Below are 16,707 nucleotides of genomic sequence, written 5' to 3' on the forward strand. Positions count from 1 at the left end.
AGGGTCCTTGTCGTTCATGTGCCGTGGGATGATCCGCCGGTCCTCGCAGGCGCCAGTATCCCCGGTGTGGCAGGCTTGTGGTTCGTTTGGGCCGTATTCTGCCGTATTCCGCTTGAGTTTTGCCTTTTCTTGACCGATGGTGCGCAAAATACAGCCTGTTGCAATCTCTTTGATGGGGGCGCGGCACGGAACCGGTCATGTCAGTTGTCATGTCGCTTGGGTTTTACAGTTCGGGGGAAACGCATGAAACCTGCTGAGGAACGCGTCGGGGTCTATCCCGGCACATTCGATCCCATCACCAAGGGACATATGGACATCATCCGGCGCGGTCTGCAACTGGTGGACCGGCTGGTGATCGGGGTTGCCACCAACCCCAGTAAAAACCCTCTCTTCACACTGGAAGAACGGGTCGCCATGGTCCGGCGCGAGGCCGGACCGCTGGCGCGCGAGGTCGGCGTCGGCTTCGATGTGGTGCAGTTTGACGAACTTCTGATGCATTTCGCCGAGCGGATGGGTGCCCGCATCATCATTCGCGGTTTGCGGGCCGTGGCCGATTTTGAATACGAATTCCAGATGACCGGCATGAATTATCAGATCAATCCATCGGTGGAGACGGTGTTTCTGATGGCCGACCCGCGCTATCAGACCATCGCCTCCAAACTGGTGAAGGAAGTGGCTCTCTATGGCGGCAATATCGCCCCCTTCGTCTCGGAGAGCGTGGCGCGGGCCGTCGGCGAAAGGGTGGGGGGGCGGACGCACCCGCAGGCGGCAGGCGCCGATGCCTGAAAAATGCCGAAAACGGGGGCTATGGGTACCGCATACCCTAAAAATGAAGAAAGTTGGGAAAAGTCGAAAATGCGTTTCTTGAACGGCAAACTGTTGGCATGGCTTGCAATGGCATTGGTGAATTTGATGAGCATTTCTTCCGAGGCGACCGAACTGGATCTGGAAAACACCCTCTATATGGACCTTGAGGGCGGGCGCGTGGTGATCGCCATGCGGCCCGACAAGGCGCCCAATCATGTGGCCCGCATCAAGGAACTGGCCCGCAGCGGTTTTTACGACGGTCTCATTTTTCACCGCGTGATCGAGGGGTTCATGGCCCAGGGCGGCGATCCGGAAGGCACCGGCACAGGGGGCAGCGGTCAGTATCTGAAGGCGGAATTCAACGATCTGCCCCATTTGCGCGGCACCCTGTCCATGGCCCGCGCCGACGATCCCGACAGTGCCGACAGCCAGTTTTTCATCTGTTTCGACCGGGTGCCTTTTCTGGATGACGAATACACCGCCTGGGGCCGCGTGGTCGCCGGTATGGACTATGTCGATATGATCGCGCGCGGCGAGCCGCCGATCAATCCAAGCAAGATCGTCCGCATGCGCGTCGCCGCGGATGTCGAAGCCGGGTCGGCGCAATAAAAGGCGTCGGCTTCTCTCACACCATGACGGTTTGAACCCTCAGGGCGTGTATGCGCCCTGAGGATAATGGCGCATGGCGCGCTTGTGGTCGTTATGCAGGGCTGCTCGCGGCAGCCTGATCCCGCGCCTGTTATGGTGCGGTGTCCCTGTCCCTTTCAAAGAAACATTTGTGTTTGCATGACGACGGCAATGGGCCGTTGATCCTGGTCCTCAATCCTGGTCTGCCAGACGGTCAGACGTTTGCCGATGGACACAGGGGTTGCGGTTCCGGTCAGGACCGTGCCGCTTTCAGCCTTGCCGAGGAAATTTGTTTTGCTTTCGACGGTTGTCGTACCGGTGTTCTTTTCCGGCAGGTTCAGATAGGCCCCGATCGCCGCAAGTGAATCCGCAAACGCCATCAGGGCCCCGCCGTGAACATGGTTCCCGGCGGTGCAAAGGTCCTCGCGGACGGTCATGGTGCCGGTGACTTTTTCGCGGTCGAATTGTGGAACCTCGACACCGAAAAGCCGGGCCAGAGGCATCGCATCGGCAGGGTTTTGCATCGGAAATCTCCTGTTTCTTGAAAACGTGGTGCCGCTACAGTCACAGGACCGCGCAACCGAAGACAATGACCTTGGACGTCATCGAAAGTCCGGTATGGCCGGGGTATGACATCGGGATACATGGGAGGACGGTCTTGGCAACCTTCGGCACCATTCTGAAAACCTGGCGGCAGCGCCGGCGCATGAGCCAGATGGCGCTCGCCCTTGAATCCAATGTGTCGACGCGTCATGTGTCCTTTCTCGAAACCGGGAAATCCGCACCCAGCCGCGACATGGTCCTGCGCCTTGCCGAGACCCTGTCCGTACCGGGACATGTGCGGAACGAATGGCTCCTCGCCGCCGGATTTGCACCGGCCTTCAGGCAGCGCGCGCTTGATGAAGAGGAATTGCGCCCCTTCCGGCGGGCCGTCACACGTCTTTTGGACGGGCATGATCCGTATCCGGGCTGGGCGCTTGATGGCGGTTGGCGGATCGTGCAGGCCAACGGCGCCGGGGAAAGTTTGCTCAGGCATTTGGGGATCGAACCGGGTGACAGTCTTGTCGCCGCCATCGTTGACGACCCCACTCTTGGCGGTGCACTGGTCAATTGGGAAGAAACGGTGTCACATCTCGCCGCCCGCCTCGGTGCCGAGGCACGCCGGCGGGGCGACCCCGACACGGCGGCCGCCGCCTCCCGACTGAAGCGGACAGCGGGGCATGCCGCCCATACAGCACCGGTTCCGGCGGCGTTTCCCACGCAGATTCTCTACCGTGAACAGGTCGTCTCGCTCGTGTCCGTGCAGGCCCTTTTCAACACCGCGGCTGATTTGACACTGGCGGACCTCCGTATCGAGCTTTTCTTCCCCCTCGACAAAGCGAGCGAAACGGTTTTCGAGGGCGGAGCGTTATCCCCCTGATCTGTCCGTGTCCTGCGCAGGCCACTATGGTGTGGGCCGGACGCGGCGCCCAGGGCTTGCGGGCGCGGCCCGGCTCGGCTACAAGCCCGGCCCATGGATGTGACCCTGTTTGATTTTGATCTGCCGGAAGACCGGATCGCCCTGCGTCCGGCCCGGCCCCGCGACAGCGCGCGCATGCTGGTCGTCCGTCCGGATTTGGACGGCGATGCGGCGCTCGCCCATGCCACCGCGCGCGATCTGCCGGATTTTCTCAACCCCGGCGATGTTCTTGTGTTCAACGACACACGGGTGATCCCCGCGCGCCTGCACGGTCGGCGCGGCGAGGCCGGCGTCGAGGTCACGCTGCACCAGCATGTCGGCGGCACCAGCTGGAAGGTTTTTGCCCGGCCCGCACGCAAATGCCGCGTCGGCGACCGCCTTGTCTTCGGTGAACTGGCGGCCAGCGTCACGGCGCAAGGCGACGGCGGCGAGCGAACCCTCGCCTTTGATGTGGCCGAGGAGGACTTCGCTGCCGCCCTGGAACAGGCCGGCATCATGCCGCTGCCGCCCTATATTGCCAGCAAGCGCGCCGTGGACGCCCTGGACGAAGAAGATTACCAGACCGCCTTTGCCGACCGCGACGGGTCCGTCGCGGCGCCCACGGCCGGTCTGCATTTCACCGACGGCCTTCTCGCGGCGCTGGATGCGCGCGGGGTGCGGCGTCAGGGGGTGACCCTGCATGTTGGCGCGGGCACCTTCCTGCCCGTCAAGGCGACGGACACCCGCGACCACAAAATGCACAGCGAATGGGGCGAGGTCAGCGCGGAGGCCGCCGCCTGGATCAATGCCGCGCGGGCGGCGGGCGGGCGTATTGTTGCCGTCGGCACCACATCCATGCGATTGCTGGAAAGCGCGGTGGACGAAAACGGCATCCTCCACCCCTTTGACGGCGAGACGGATATTTTCATCACGCCGGGCTTCCGGTTTCGGGCCGTCGATGTGCTGATGACCAATTTCCACCTGCCGAAATCGACGCTTTTCATGCTGGTCAGTGCGTTTTCCGGCCTTGATATGATGAAGCGCGCTTATGGCGCTGCTGTGGAAAAGGGCTATCGCTTTTACTCCTATGGTGATGCCAGCCTGCTGCACAGGCCGACGGCCGGCGTGACAGACGGGTCCGAGGACGGGGCTGACAAATCATGACACGTCCCCGTTTCGCCTTTGAGACCCACGCCGTGGACGGGCGCGCGCGCACTGGTGTTCTGGCCATGCGGCGCGGCGATATCCGTACGCCGGCCTTCATGCCGGTCGGCACCGCCGGCACGGTCAAGGCCATGCTGCCCGAACATGTTCGCGAAACCGGGGCCGACATCCTTCTTGGCAACACATACCACCTGATGCTGCGGCCGACGGCGGAACGGGTGCACCATCTGGGCGGTCTGCACACATTCATGAACTGGCCGCATCCAATCCTGACGGATTCCGGCGGATTTCAGGTGATGTCGCTGGCTGGTTTACGCAAACTGACGGAAGAGGGCGTCACCTTTCAGTCCCATCTGGACGGGCGGCGCATTCTGCTCACGCCGGAACGGTCGATGGAAATCCAGCGGCTGCTGGGATCCGATATCGTCATGGCGTTTGACGAATGCACACCGTATCCGGCCACGCGGGACGAAGCCGCCGCATCCATGGCCCTGTCCATGCGCTGGGCCCGGCGGTCGCGCGACGGGTTTGATGCCGGCGGCGATCACGCGGCAGGGTCTGCCCTGTTCGGTATCGTGCAGGGCGGCGTTTACGGTGATTTGCGTGCGCAATCGGCCGCCGACCTGCTGGACATCGGTTTTGACGGCTATGCCGTCGGCGGTCTCGCCGTGGGGGAGGGGCAGGAGCTGATGTTCAAGGTATTGGACGAGACCGTGCCGCATCTGCCTGCGGGGGCGCCGCGCTATCTGATGGGGGTCGGCAAACCGGACGATATCGTCGGCGCGGTGGAACGCGGCATCGACATGTTCGACTGTGTTCTGCCGACACGCTCCGGTCGGACGGGTCAGGCTTTTACCCGGCGCGGCCCGGTCAATATGAAAAATGCCCGGCACAAGGACGATCCAAGACCCATTGACGAGGCCTGCGGGTGTCCGGCGTGCCGGTCCTATTCCCGTGCCTATGTGCATCATTTGCTGAAGGCCGGCGAAATCCTCGGCGCCATGTTGCTGACATGGCACAATCTGTGTTTTTATCAGGATTTGATGCAGGGCCTGCGCGATGCCATTGCCGCCGGACGGTTGGCGGAGCATGCCGCCGACTTCCGGGCGACCTATGCCGCCGGCGATATTGATCCGGTTTAAACGGGGGCACCGGTAAACAGACCGTTGCCTAACGGACATGCACGCGTCTGTAATAGTCGATGGCCATATCCCGCCGGCTGCAGTGGGCGAGGGCGCGTGCGGCCCGCGCACCGTTCAGAAAAGCACCGATTTCCCTCAGGATACAGGCATGTTGGCGTGCCAGCACATGGCCGCCCGTCTCGAACAGGCGGATATGTGTCTCCGGCCAGTCGCGGAAGGCCTGTGTCACCGCCGCTGCCGGCGTGACCGGGTCCAAGCCCCCGGTCAGAACCAGTATGGGCACGCCGACGGGTGCTATGGGCATGGCCGCATCCGGCGGTGTGATGCCAAGGGCTTCGCATGCCTTGCGCTGCCATGCGGTCAGTGACGTGATCAGCGGTGCCAGATAGGACACGCGGGCCGGGCCGGTGCCGGCCTCGCCGTACCAGCGTTCCATCGGCAGTTCGCGGCAGCGGACCCAATGATAAAGGCCGGTGACCAGCGCCCTGTCCGGCTGTCTGTCCGGCTGTCTGTCCGGCTGTCTGTCCGGCCGCCCGTCCTGCGTTCCGGCCGTGGATGGACGAAAGCCGGGGGCATCTGCTTGCAGCCATTCCACGAGTGTATATGGCAATTGGGCGATACTGCTCCGGTGCCGTAACGCCAGGGCGATGTCGGCCAGAACCGATGCGGCATCCCCGGTTCCGGGCGGTATTGCGCCGGTGGGCTGTGCCGCATCTGCATTTTGGGCCCTTGGAGACCGGTCCAGACGCGACACGATGGTGTTGATCATCCCGGTGAAATCCCGGCGCCGGGCCGGGCAGGCCCGGTCCCGTCGGCATAGGGCGTTCAGGCGCGCAAGGGCGCCGTCGATATTGCCGGCGGTTTGCCAGTACAGGGGAACATGCGGTGTTTCAGGGGAGTCCAGCACCAGGCTGGCCGTGCCGCTCGTGTCCAGTGCCGCCAGCGCCAGCGCCGGCCGTGCCCCGTAGGACTCTCCCATCACGTGCCAGCGCTCGATATTCAGGGTTTGCCGCAGCCGTGCAAGGGTCTGTGCTATGGTCCGGGTATCCTGAAGCTGCCGGGTCAAGCCCTGCTGGCGGATCATCATCAGACAGCTTTCAACCATGGCACCGGATGGGGTTTCCGCAGGTCCGGCCGTCTCTTCCCGTGCCGGCCCGTCACCGGGGGGTGCGTCTTCCCTACAGGACAGGCGTTTTGCGAGTGGGCCCCATGTTCCGCTGGGAGCGGCCAAAAACACCGGCCGGTTCAGACGGACGGCCAGCCGTCTCAGATAGGCCAGGCTGGCTTCCGCTGCTGTTCCCGGTCCGCCCGTCAGCAGAACAAGCGGCATCTGTCGGCGTAAAAAGGCTGTGCCGTTGCCTGTTTTTTTGTTGTCCGGGCGCATTTCGGCATGGGCGAGGAACAGCGCCAGCCCCGTATCCCCGTCCCGGCACAAAAGGCCGTCTTCGTGTTCGTGCGCCGTCAGTGGGGTATCCGGCCAATCCGTGCCAAGGCTGCCGCAGTCGGCAGGAGCGGCGCCCACTGTGTCTGACGGCCATGCCTGTATCGTGCCGGCAAGGGACAGGATGAAGGCGGACAGGACGATGCGGGGCTTGCTACGAATACGCATGGCGGTATTTTAGCAGCCGCTGCCCGGATTGGCAGCCGATGTCCGTGACAGTGACGGAAATGTGTTGCAAACCACCCCGGTCCGCAGGGCCGCATCACCGCTGAAACAAAGGCAAAAGAACGGTTTGTCGGCATCGGGACATTTTTATGACGGTTTTGCTTGACCCGGGGCGGAGCCGCCCCTATTTTCCGCCCCCGTCGGCACCGAGCCGGCCAGTGTGGGCCCGTAGCTCAGTTGGTAGAGCAACTGACTTTTAATCAGTGGGTCACAGGTTCGAATCCTGTCGGGCTCACCACTTTTCCATGAAAAAGCCGGCCCTGATATCAGGCCGGTTTTTCTTTTGTCCGTCGGCTTCTTTGCATCTGTCGGTCTTCCGCCCAGAAATTGCCGCCTTTCAACGCTTGTTTCTTGTCGGCCTGCTCGGCTAAATAGGGAAAGGAGGCTGTTGATCATGCATATGTATTTGTTTAAAAAATTCTTTCAAAGCCTTTTTTTCAAAGAAAAAATAAGGATTTTTTCTGCTGTTCTGTGGTGCGTGGCCGGTTTTCCCGCAATGGCTCAGGATCAGCCGGATACCGCTCCGGCGTCCCAACCGGCCGCATCCTCCGGGACTGCGCCTGTATCGGACGGGCAGCCCGAAAGCAGTGACGCTGCATCGGATGAAGACGCGGCCTTTGCCGGATGGCTTGACGCATTCCGCAGCGAGGCTCTCGGCCGTGGCATCCGGTCCGAAACGCTGGACACCGCGTTTGCCGATATCAAACTGCTGAAACGGGTCATCACCCGCGACCGCAACCAGCCCGAGGTGGTGCAGACCTACGCCGCCTATCTGGAAAAGCGGGTCAGTCCCTGGCGCCGGGAAAAAGGAGCGGCCATGATGCAGGACCATATGGACGATCTGGCCGCCATTGGGCGTGACTATAATGTCCAGCCGCGATTCATTGCCGCCATCTGGGGGGTGGAAACCAATTACGGCACCATCCCGCTGACCATCTCGGTTTTTGACGCCGTTGCCACATTGGCCTATGACCCCCGTCGGGCAAAGCGTTTCCGCCGTGAATTGTTCGCGGCTGTCGAAATTCTGGACAAGGGCTATGCCGGCATCGACCTGATGAAGGGGTCATGGGCCGGTGCCATGGGGCAGCCCCAGTTCATGCCGGAAAACTACCTGAAATTTGCCGTCGACCGTGACGGTGACGGTATGCGCGATATCTGGTCGAACCGGCTTGATGTTTTCGCCTCCATCGCCAACTATCTGCGTCATTATGGCTGGCGCAATGACCTGACATGGGGGCGCCCCGTCATGTTGCCGGCGCCCGGTGCTGCGGATACGGCGGACGGCCGGTCCGGCGAAGAAGCCCTGAGCGCCCCGCAGGCTGACGGTGTGCGCCCGGCGGGCCATTGCCGTGCATACAAGAGCCTCGGCGCCTGGCGGCCGCTCGGTGACTGGCAGGCCATGGGCCTGCGCCGCATTGACGGCAGCGATCTGCCGATGCGCGATATTCCGGCGGCCCTCGTGCTCGGCGACGCGGATGATGGGCGGGGCTGGCTGGTGTATGATAATTTCTGTTCCATCATGCGGTACAATCCGTCCTTCAAATATGCCTTGTCCGTCGGTCTTCTGTCGGATGCGATCCGGCCATGACATGCCGGGCGGTATCGGGGCCGGCTGCGATGACGTATAAGGCGGTCATGTGTCTGACGGGCCGTTTACCCGGATATGTGCGTGCGTTCGTGACAGGCGGCATGACGCTGCGCTGGCTGTTTTTATCCGCGGCTCTTGTCGTCTCTGCCTGTGGCGGTGGGCCGGGACCGTCTGACCGGGCCCCCGCCGATGATACCTTGCCCACGGGCGACAATGGCGGAACCCGCAAGATCGGCAATCCGTACAAGGTGGCCGGTGTCTGGTATCATCCCGAGGAAGACCCGACATACGACCGGACCGGCTATGCTTCCTGGTATGGCAAACAGTTTCATGGCCGCAAAACCGCCAATGGCGAAGTCTTCAACATGAATGCCCTGACGGCGGCCCACAAAACCCTGCCGCTGCCCAGTTTCGTCAAGGTGACAAATCTGGAAAACGGCCGGTCCATCCTGTTGCGCGTAAACGATCGCGGGCCTTTTGTGAAAAACCGCATCCTTGACGTTTCGCGGCGTGGCGCACAATTGCTCGGCTTCGAAAAGCAGGGCGTGACCAAGGTGCGTGTTCAGGTGGTGGATGAAAACGGCCGCGCGCCGAAACGTCGCCGTGTCGCCAAAGCCGACAGTCCGGTGGCCGACGGTGATGCCGTGCACTTCGTTCAGGTCGGTGCCTTCGGCGAACGGGACAATGCCCGGGCCCAAGTGCGCAAACTGCGCGATGCCGGTGTCCGGGCCGATGTTGAAGATGTGCGCGCCGACGGCCGGCAGCTGTGGCGCGTACGCATCGGTCCCTTCCGGGAAAGGAATGAGGCCGAACGGACCCTTGACCGGGTCATGGCCGACGGTTTTTATGAGGCACGCATTTTCAGCGAACCGAAATAAAGGCTTGGTTTGTTTCTTACGGCGGCGGGACCATACGGGGTGCGATCCAGGGCGGATCGGTCTTGTGCGGCTGATCAAGGGTTGAGGAAAGACAGTTATGACGGATTTCAAGCGGTTTCATATCGTCACGGGCTTTGCCGTTTTGCTGGTGAGTGTTGGGATGATGGGCCTGTTACCTGTGCGGGCGCAGCGCATGTCCACACCGGCGGAAAGGGCCATTCTGCTTGATGCGTCCAGCGGCGATGTCCTGTTTGAAAAGGATGCTGACGATCCGTTCCCGCCCGCCTCGATGAGCAAACTGATGACCGTCTATCTCGCGTTCGAGGCCATCAAGTCCCAGGAAATGTCCCTCAGCGACGAGGTCGCCGTATCGGATGATGCCTGGCGCGACTGGAACAATCGCGGTTCCACGATGTTTTTGCGCGCCGGGGATGTGGTGACGGTCGCGGATCTCTTGCGCGGGATCATCGTTTTGTCCGGTAATGATGCCTGTGTGGTTCTGGCGGAACATATGGCCGGCAGTCACGGGCTCTTCGTCGAATGGATGAACGCCAAGGCCATTGAAATCGGTCTGACCGGCAGCCGCTTTGAAAACGCCAACGGCTGGCCGGCGGAGGGCCATGTGATGACGGCACGCGATCTTGCGGCCCTGTCATTGAAACTGGCCACCGATTTCCCCGACCTGTACCCCATGTTTGGTGAACGGGAATATCTGTATAAGGATTTCCGCTCCAACCGTTTTAATCGCAACCCGCTTCTGGGCCGCTTTCCAGGCGCCGACGGTCTGAAAACCGGTCACACGGAAGAATCCGGCTATGGCCTCGCCGCGTCGGCCGAGCGTGACGGGCGGCGCCTCGTCCTCGTGGTCGGGGGCCTGTCTTCCCAGAGTGAGCGCATGCGGGAAAGCCAGCGTCTGATGCAATACGGCTTCCGCAATTTCCAGCATTATCCGCTCTTCCGCGCCGGGGAAACCATTGACTATGCCGAGGTTTGGCTGGGCGGGGCCGCAACTGTTCCCCTCATTCTCGGTGAAGACCTCGGTTTGACCCTGTCCCGGCGCCAACGTGCCCAGATGGAGGTGACGCTCTCTTACCTGAACCCTTTGCCGGCCCCTATAGCTGAGGGTGATGTGATTGGCGAACTGACCGTCACGATGCCGGACCGCACGGCGCTGTCTTTACCTGTTCTGGCCGGCGGCGGTGTTGAAAAGGTAAGCGGCTTCGGCAGGATCGGTGCCGCGCTTGAATACCTGTTGTTCGGTTCGGCCGGCAAGGGACCCCAAAATTGACACTGTAGTAGAGCCCTGTTGGGCCGGCTTACCGCCACATATATGAGAGCAGGGGACATATGACCGGGCCAACAGCGCCGCGCGGCCGCTTCATTACGCTGGAAGGTGGCGAAGGGGCGGGCAAATCCACACAGATCCGTCTCTTGGCCGACCGTTTGGAGCAGGCGGGAATTGCCGTGCGCACAACGCGTGAGCCCGGCGGTGCCCCCGGTTCGGAATTGATCCGGGATCTGATCGTCAAGGGGGCGGTCGACCGCTGGACGCCCATGACCGAGGCTCTGCTTATCACGGCTGCCCGTGCGGAGCATGTGGCACGGCTCATCAGACCGGCTTTGGAGCAGGGGCAATGGGTGCTGTGCGATCGCTTTTTTGATTCCACTGTCGCCTATCAGGGGGCTGCGCGCGGCCTTGGCATGACGGAAATGACGAATTTGCAGCAGCTTGCCCTGGGCAATTTTGCCCCGGACCTGACATTGATTCTCGATCTTCCCGTGGATGTGGGGCTGGCGCGTGCTGTCCGGCGCGAAGCCGGCCGCACCGATGGCGAGGACCGGTTTGAACGCATGGGGCAGGATTTCCATAGCCGCTTGCGGCGTGCCTATCTTGAGATCGCCGGACAAGAGACCGCGCGCTGTCAGGTCATCGATGCGGACCGTGATATCGGGGCAATCCACGGGGATATCTGGAAATCTGTCGCGGACCGAATGGATGTGACCGATGGTGGATGACGGATCGCACGCCGTACCCGATCTGACAGTCCCTCTGATCGGCCACGACGAGGCGCTTCCCGCCTTTGTTACCGCCCGTTCTCAGGGTCGGCTGCACCATGCCTGGCTCATCACCGGGCCGAAAGGCATCGGCAAGGCCGGTCTGGCTTGGCGTCTGGCCGCCGCCCTGCAATCGGGGGCACTACCGGCGGACAGCGCCGGCACCGATCTTTTCGGCGAGGGGGCGCCAACAGCCGGGTTTGTACTCGACCCGGGGCACCCGGCGGTGCGGCTGATTGCTGCCGGCGCCCATCCGGGCGTTCTGTATCTGTCACGCAGCGTGGATGCCAAAACCGGCAGGATGAAACGGGATATCGGCGTTGATCAGGTCCGGCGCCTTGGCCCCTTTTTCGGCCAGACGGCAACGGACGCGCCCTGGCGCATCGTCATTGTCGATGCCGCCGATGAACTGAACCCCAGTTCTGCGAACGCACTTCTGAAGCTGTTGGAAGAACCGCCCAAGCGGGCTCTTTTGTTTCTTGTCAGCCATGTGCCGGGCAGGTTGTTGCCGACAATTCGCAGCCGGTGCCGCACCCTGGCCATCCGCCCCATAGCCGGGGACCGGTTGACACAGTGGCTGATCGCGGAAAGCGGTCATGCCGTCAGTGCCGATGATGCCGCGCTTCTGGCGCGGCTGTCCGCCGGGGCGCCGGGCAGGGCGCTGATGCTGGTGCGCGAGGACGGCGCCACATTATACAGGGCGTTGACCGGCCTCCTGTCGGCCGGGTCCGGGATCGATACGCTGATGATCCTCAGCGCCGGTTTGGCTGCCCCGAAAGAAGAGACGCGTTACCGGCTTTTTCTCACTCTCTTGACGGATTTTCTTGGCCGGTTTGTGCGCTTTCTCGCCACCGGTGAAACCGACGGTCTTGATGCCGACGATGTGGCGCTGTTTCAGACCATGCGACAACGCGGCGGGCTTGATCGCTGGCTGGAGCTATGGGAAAAGACCAACCATCTGGCCGAACGGGCCGACGTGGTCAATCTGGATCGCAAACAGCTTCTGATCGGTCTGTTGTCGGATTTTACCGGGCTCGCGGCCTGAATTCAGGGTGCCTGTCCGTTCAATACTCATGAAAATCTGCACCGGTTCCCTCGGACGGTGCGGACAGGCGGAAGTTTCAGGTCCGGAAAGCCTCACGGAAAGTAAGCGCAACTATGTCCACGCGACCCAGCTATTATGTCACGACCCCCATTTATTACGTGAATGACGTACCGCATATCGGTCACGCCTATACCACGCTTGCCTGCGATGTTCTGGCGCGGTTCAAGCGGCTGGACGGATATGACGTGATGTTTCTGACCGGGACGGACGAGCATGGCCAGAAGGTGGAAAAATCCGCGGCCGGTGCCGGCGTGGATCCGCAAAGTTTTTGCGACCGGGTATCCGCCCGCTTCCAGGCGCTCGCCACCGCGATGAATTTCAGCAATGATCAGTTCATCCGCACCACCGAAGACCGCCACAAACGCGCCGTACAGCACTTATGGCAGCGTATCGCCGATGCCGGCTACATATATGAAAGTGCCTATTCCGGCTGGTATTCCGTCTCGGATGAAGCGTTTTACAGCGAAAAGGAACTGACCGACCGTGCCGACGGTACAAAGGTCGCGCCGTCCGGCTCGACAGTGGAATGGGTCGAGGAACCAAGTTTCTTTTTCAAACTGTCCGCTTTTCAGGACCGCCTTCTGGAACTGTATGAAACACAGCCCGATTTCGTGATGCCGTCTTCCCGCCTGAACGAGGTGAAAAGCTTTGTACGCGGCGGACTTGAAGACCTGTCCGTTTCCCGGACCACATTCACATGGGGTGTCCCGGTACCGGGTGCGGACGGGCACATCATGTATGTGTGGATCGATGCGCTGACAAATTACCTGACCGCGACCGGCTACCCGGACGAAGGCAGCAAGGATTACCGCACATTCTGGCCGGCGGACGTCCACATGGTCGGTAAGGATATTCTGCGCTTTCATGCGGTTTACTGGCCCGCTTTTCTCATGGCCGCCGGGTTGCCGTTGCCGCGCCGTGTTTTTGCCCATGGCTGGTGGACCAACGAAGGCGAAAAAATCTCCAAGTCGAAAGGCAATGTCATCGATCCCTTTGCCCTGATCGATGACTTCGGTCTGGACCCGGTTCGTTACTTCCTGCTGCGCGAGGTCCCGTTCGGCAATGACGGCGATTTTTCACGCGCGGCATTCGTCAATCGCTGCAATGCGGACCTTGCCAATGACCTCGGCAATCTGGCGCAGCGCACCCTGTCCATGATCCATAAAAATTGCAATGGCGCGTTGCCGGCTCCCGGTGACCTGACGGATGCGGACAGGGAACTGCTGGACGGTGTGGACGGCCTTCTCGACATTGTCCGGCCGCATATGGACAGACAGGCGTTTCACAAGGCGCTTGGGGCGATCTGGGACCAGGTCGGTGCGGCGAATACCTATATTTCGGAGCAGGCCCCCTGGACCTTGAAGAAAACCGACGCGGAGCGCATGAGCACGGTACTCTATGTGGTGGCCGAAACAATCCGCCAGTTCGCCATTCTGGCCCAGCCGGTCACCCCGGATGCGGCAGCCGCGTTGCTGGACCTGTTGGACATTGATGCCGGTGCGCGCGGCTTCGACGCGCTTGGTGCAGGCGGACGCCTTGCCGCCGGGCGGCCCATCGTGAAACCCAGTGGTGTCTTTCCCCGGCTTGAACTGGAAACGGACGGGGAGAAAAACGCGTGAGCCGGTTCGGATATCTGGTCGATAGCCATTGCCATCTGAATTACGAGGGTCTGGCCGAACAGCAGGATGACGTCATCGCACGCGCCGGCACGGCCGGTGTCGGGTGCATGCTGGCCATCAATACCAAATTGCGCGAATTCGACGAAGTCCGAACCATCGCCGAGCGCAACCCCCATATCTATGCCAGTGTGGGCATTCACCCGCATGAGGCGGCGAATGAACCCGGCGTTGCCGTTGCCGCCCTGATCGAACGGTCAGTCCACCCCAAGGTCGTGGGCCTGGGGGAAACCGGTCTGGATTATTATTACGACAATGCCCCGCGCGAGGCACAGCAGGAGAATTTCCGCGCCCATATGGAGGCGGCGCGCCGGACCGGTCTGCCGGTCATCGTCCATACCCGGGATGCGGATGAAGACTGTGCCGCCATGCTGCGCGAGGAAATGGACAAAGGCCCGTTCACCGGGGTCATTCACTGTTTTACAGCCGGGCGCGCGCTGGCGGACGCGGTGCTGGAAATGGGGTTTTACATTTCCATATCCGGGATCGTCACTTTCAAGAACGCGGACGATCTGCGTGAGATCGTTGTCGACCTGCCGATGGACCGGTTGCTTGTTGAAACGGATTCCCCTTTTCTGGCGCCTGTGCCCCATCGTGGAAAACTGTGTGAACCCGCCTATGTCGCCGATACAGCGCGCTATATTGCCGATCTGAAAAATGTTTCTTTTGATGATCTTATGGAAACAACTTCACGTAATTTCTTCGATCTTTTCAAAAAGGCGGCCCCACCCGCAGGTAAGGGGAGGGAAGACACCGCGATCCCGGTCGGCACCGCGCAGGCGGGGGCGGCGTGAAGCTGACCATTCTTGGCTGCGGTACGTCCGGCGGTGTCCCGAAACTGCCGGAACATTGGGGGGCCTGTGACCCGGACAATCCGAAAAATCGCCGGCGCCGGGCCAGCGTTCTGATCGAGGATCGCGACACGCGTATTCTCATCGATACCTCGCCGGATTTGCGCATGCAGATGCTGGATGCCGGTGTGCGCTCTCTGGATGCTGTCTTTTATACCCATGACCATGCGGATCACACGCATGGCATCGACGATCTGCGCGGGTTTTTCCAGGCCGGCCGGCAACGGGTGCCGGTTTATGGTGATGCGGCGACAATATCTGTCCTGCGTCAGCGGTTCGGCTATATTTTTACACCGGTTGCGGGGTATCCGGCCATCTGTGACGCCCATGTGATGGATGGGGCGGTCACGATCGGGTCCATTACCATGCTGCCCTTTACCCAGGGCCATGGACAGGGCATCAGTTACGGTTTCCGTTTCGGTGATATGGCCTATTCCACCGATCTGAACCATCTGGATGAAAAAGCCTTTGAGGCACTGGCGGGGGTGCGGTTGTGGGTGGTGGATGCCCTGCGCTATGACCCGCACCCCACCCATGCCCATCTGGATCTGACGCTCGGCTGGATCGACCGTGTCGGGCCGGATCGTGCCGTCCTCACCCATATGACGTGGGATATGGACTATGACAGTTTGCGTGCCCGTCTGCCGGCGGGGGTTGAGCCCGCTTATGACGGCATGGTGCTGACACTTTAGAAATCACTTGCATTTCGACCGCCGGCTGTCTCGGCCTGTCGCTGCCGGCTTGGCGTGCGGTGCTGCATGGACTATATTTCACGGGTAAGGAGACAGGCATGACCAACGACCCTTGGCGGCCACCGTCAACCCCCATATCCGACCGTGACAGCCGGCAGCGCGCATACAACCGGCAGGACCGTGTCTCGCACATGCACCGGTCCCCGACCCGTATGGGACGTCTGATTGCCTTTCTGGTCGGCATTGCGTTGCTCATGGTCGGGCTGTCGCTGGCTTTTCCTGTCGGCAGCGCAGCCGATCCGCATTTTGTCCGTGCATTGATTATTCTGGTGATTTTCGGCGGCACCGCCGCTTTCTGGAGCCGGTCAAGCCTGTGGCGGCTGGCGCGGTTTGCGGGTGTGTGGATTCTCCTCATTCTCGGCGTTGCCAGCTTTTATCTGTACCGGTCCGATTTCAGCGGACGGTTCATGGCCGCATTGGACCCGTCCGCCGCGATGACGACGGATGAAGGGCTTTTGGTCCACAGATCCCGCGACGGTCATTTCTGGCTGCGGGCGGAACTGAACGGCGTGTCCGTGCGCATGATGGTCGATACCGGTGCTTCCAATGTGGTTCTCAGCCCCGATGATGCCGAGCGTGTCGGCATCAACAATGGCATTCTGAACTTTGACGGTCGGGCGGAAACGGCCAATGGCTCGGTCCGCTTCGCCAGGGCGCAGGTGGAAACTTTCGGGGTCGGCAGCGCGGTTCTCAACGATGTTCCGGTCACCATCAACAGTGCCGAGATGCGCGGCTCTCTGTTGGGTCTGTCCGTGCTGAACCGTTTTTCCAGTTTTGAATTCCGTGGCGATACCTTGATCCTGCGTCCCTGACGGCTGCGGCGTCTGCCGTTTTGGCCGGTCTGGTCGGATCTTTTTGTGCGGGCTGGCATTTATTCGGTAAAATACAACCTAGCAAACGGATGCTTCCGAGCTGAGGCTTTTGTAAACTGCCTTCGGATGAGATGTCTGGAGGATTA

The 16,707-nt window shown here is 61.4% G+C and carries 16 protein-coding genes and 1 tRNA gene; 15 read left to right on the top strand and 2 right to left on the bottom strand.

All coding sequences use genetic code 11. The features are described 5' to 3' along the window. Window positions 1-243 precede the first annotated feature (243 nt). On the top strand, window positions 244-786 hold the full coding sequence (coaD, locus tag BXY39_RS06505; protein ID WP_121938034.1) for a pantetheine-phosphate adenylyltransferase: 543 nt from the start codon (window positions 244-246) through the stop codon (window positions 784-786). 69 nt (window positions 787-855) lie between these two features. After that, on the top strand, window positions 856-1,416 hold the full coding sequence (locus BXY39_RS06510; protein WP_245998986.1) for a peptidylprolyl isomerase: 561 nt from the start codon (window positions 856-858) through the stop codon (window positions 1,414-1,416). Between the two features lie 155 nt (window positions 1,417-1,571). Here the strand turns inward: BXY39_RS06510 and BXY39_RS06515 are convergent, their stop codons facing one another. Continuing rightward, window positions 1,572-1,958, bottom strand: coding sequence for a PaaI family thioesterase (locus tag BXY39_RS06515; protein WP_211332117.1), 387 nt, complete (start codon window positions 1,956-1,958; stop codon window positions 1,572-1,574). Between the two features lie 134 nt (window positions 1,959-2,092). Between BXY39_RS06515 and BXY39_RS06520 the strand changes: the two genes are divergently transcribed. The 3 genes from BXY39_RS06520 to tgt all read left to right on the top strand — a co-directional run bounded on the left by BXY39_RS06520 (window position 2,093) and on the right by tgt (window position 5,178). Further along, window positions 2,093-2,854 (top strand): helix-turn-helix domain-containing protein, encoded by a 762-nt coding sequence (locus BXY39_RS06520; RefSeq protein ID WP_170163675.1) that lies wholly within the window; start codon window positions 2,093-2,095, stop codon window positions 2,852-2,854. A 93-nt stretch (window positions 2,855-2,947) separates the two neighbouring features. Beyond that, window positions 2,948-4,036, top strand: coding sequence for a tRNA preQ1(34) S-adenosylmethionine ribosyltransferase-isomerase QueA (gene queA / locus BXY39_RS06525; RefSeq protein ID WP_121938036.1), 1,089 nt, complete (start codon window positions 2,948-2,950; stop codon window positions 4,034-4,036). Further along, window positions 4,033-5,178: a tRNA guanosine(34) transglycosylase Tgt gene (tgt, locus tag BXY39_RS06530; RefSeq protein ID WP_121938037.1), complete on the top strand. Its 1,146-nt coding sequence runs from the start codon at window positions 4,033-4,035 to the stop codon at window positions 5,176-5,178. Before queA ends, tgt begins: the two co-directional genes overlap by 4 nt. A gap of 28 nt (window positions 5,179-5,206) precedes the next feature. On the opposite strand, the gene BXY39_RS06535 is transcribed toward tgt, so the two are convergent. Next, complete coding sequence (locus BXY39_RS06535) at window positions 5,207-6,787, bottom strand: alpha/beta fold hydrolase (RefSeq protein ID WP_121938038.1); 1,581 nt, start codon at window positions 6,785-6,787, stop codon at window positions 5,207-5,209. A 219-nt stretch (window positions 6,788-7,006) separates the two neighbouring features. Between BXY39_RS06535 and BXY39_RS06540 the strand changes: the two genes are divergently transcribed. The 10 genes from BXY39_RS06540 to BXY39_RS06585 all read left to right on the top strand — a co-directional run bounded on the left by BXY39_RS06540 (window position 7,007) and on the right by BXY39_RS06585 (window position 16,561). Next, window positions 7,007-7,082, top strand: a tRNA-Lys gene (locus BXY39_RS06540). Between the two features lie 258 nt (window positions 7,083-7,340). After that, on the top strand, window positions 7,341-8,432 hold the full coding sequence (locus BXY39_RS06545; RefSeq protein WP_245998987.1) for a lytic murein transglycosylase: 1,092 nt from the start codon (window positions 7,341-7,343) through the stop codon (window positions 8,430-8,432). A gap of 29 nt (window positions 8,433-8,461) precedes the next feature. Then, window positions 8,462-9,310 carry a septal ring lytic transglycosylase RlpA family protein gene (locus BXY39_RS06550; protein ID WP_170163676.1) on the top strand — a complete coding sequence of 283 codons (849 nt, stop codon included), beginning with the start codon at window positions 8,462-8,464 and terminating at the stop codon, window positions 9,308-9,310. A gap of 97 nt (window positions 9,311-9,407) precedes the next feature. Further along, a complete protein-coding gene (locus BXY39_RS06555; RefSeq protein WP_121938040.1) occupies window positions 9,408-10,598 on the top strand; it encodes a D-alanyl-D-alanine carboxypeptidase family protein in 1,191 nt (396 codons plus the stop codon). A 59-nt stretch (window positions 10,599-10,657) separates the two neighbouring features. Beyond that, window positions 10,658-11,326, top strand: coding sequence for a dTMP kinase (gene tmk / locus BXY39_RS06560; protein ID WP_121938041.1), 669 nt, complete (start codon window positions 10,658-10,660; stop codon window positions 11,324-11,326). Next, window positions 11,316-12,410, top strand: coding sequence for a DNA polymerase III subunit delta' (locus BXY39_RS06565; protein ID WP_121938042.1), 1,095 nt, complete (start codon window positions 11,316-11,318; stop codon window positions 12,408-12,410). The genes tmk and BXY39_RS06565 overlap by 11 nt, the downstream gene beginning before the upstream one ends. A gap of 113 nt (window positions 12,411-12,523) precedes the next feature. Further along, window positions 12,524-14,089 carry a methionine--tRNA ligase gene (gene metG, locus BXY39_RS06570; protein WP_121938043.1) on the top strand — a complete coding sequence of 522 codons (1,566 nt, stop codon included), beginning with the start codon at window positions 12,524-12,526 and terminating at the stop codon, window positions 14,087-14,089. Next, window positions 14,086-14,940, top strand: coding sequence for a TatD family hydrolase (locus BXY39_RS06575; RefSeq protein ID WP_121938044.1), 855 nt, complete (start codon window positions 14,086-14,088; stop codon window positions 14,938-14,940). Before metG ends, BXY39_RS06575 begins: the two co-directional genes overlap by 4 nt. Continuing rightward, complete coding sequence (locus BXY39_RS06580) at window positions 14,937-15,689, top strand: MBL fold metallo-hydrolase (RefSeq protein WP_121938045.1); 753 nt, start codon at window positions 14,937-14,939, stop codon at window positions 15,687-15,689. The genes BXY39_RS06575 and BXY39_RS06580 overlap by 4 nt, the downstream gene beginning before the upstream one ends. A 98-nt stretch (window positions 15,690-15,787) precedes the next feature. Beyond that, window positions 15,788-16,561 carry a retropepsin-like aspartic protease family protein gene (locus BXY39_RS06585; protein ID WP_121938046.1) on the top strand — a complete coding sequence of 258 codons (774 nt, stop codon included), beginning with the start codon at window positions 15,788-15,790 and terminating at the stop codon, window positions 16,559-16,561. The last annotated feature ends 146 nt before the right edge of the window (window positions 16,562-16,707 follow it).

The sequence above is a fragment of the Eilatimonas milleporae genome, assembly GCF_003688555.1.
Taxonomy (GTDB): domain Bacteria; phylum Pseudomonadota; class Alphaproteobacteria; order Sphingomonadales; family Kordiimonadaceae; genus Eilatimonas; species Eilatimonas milleporae.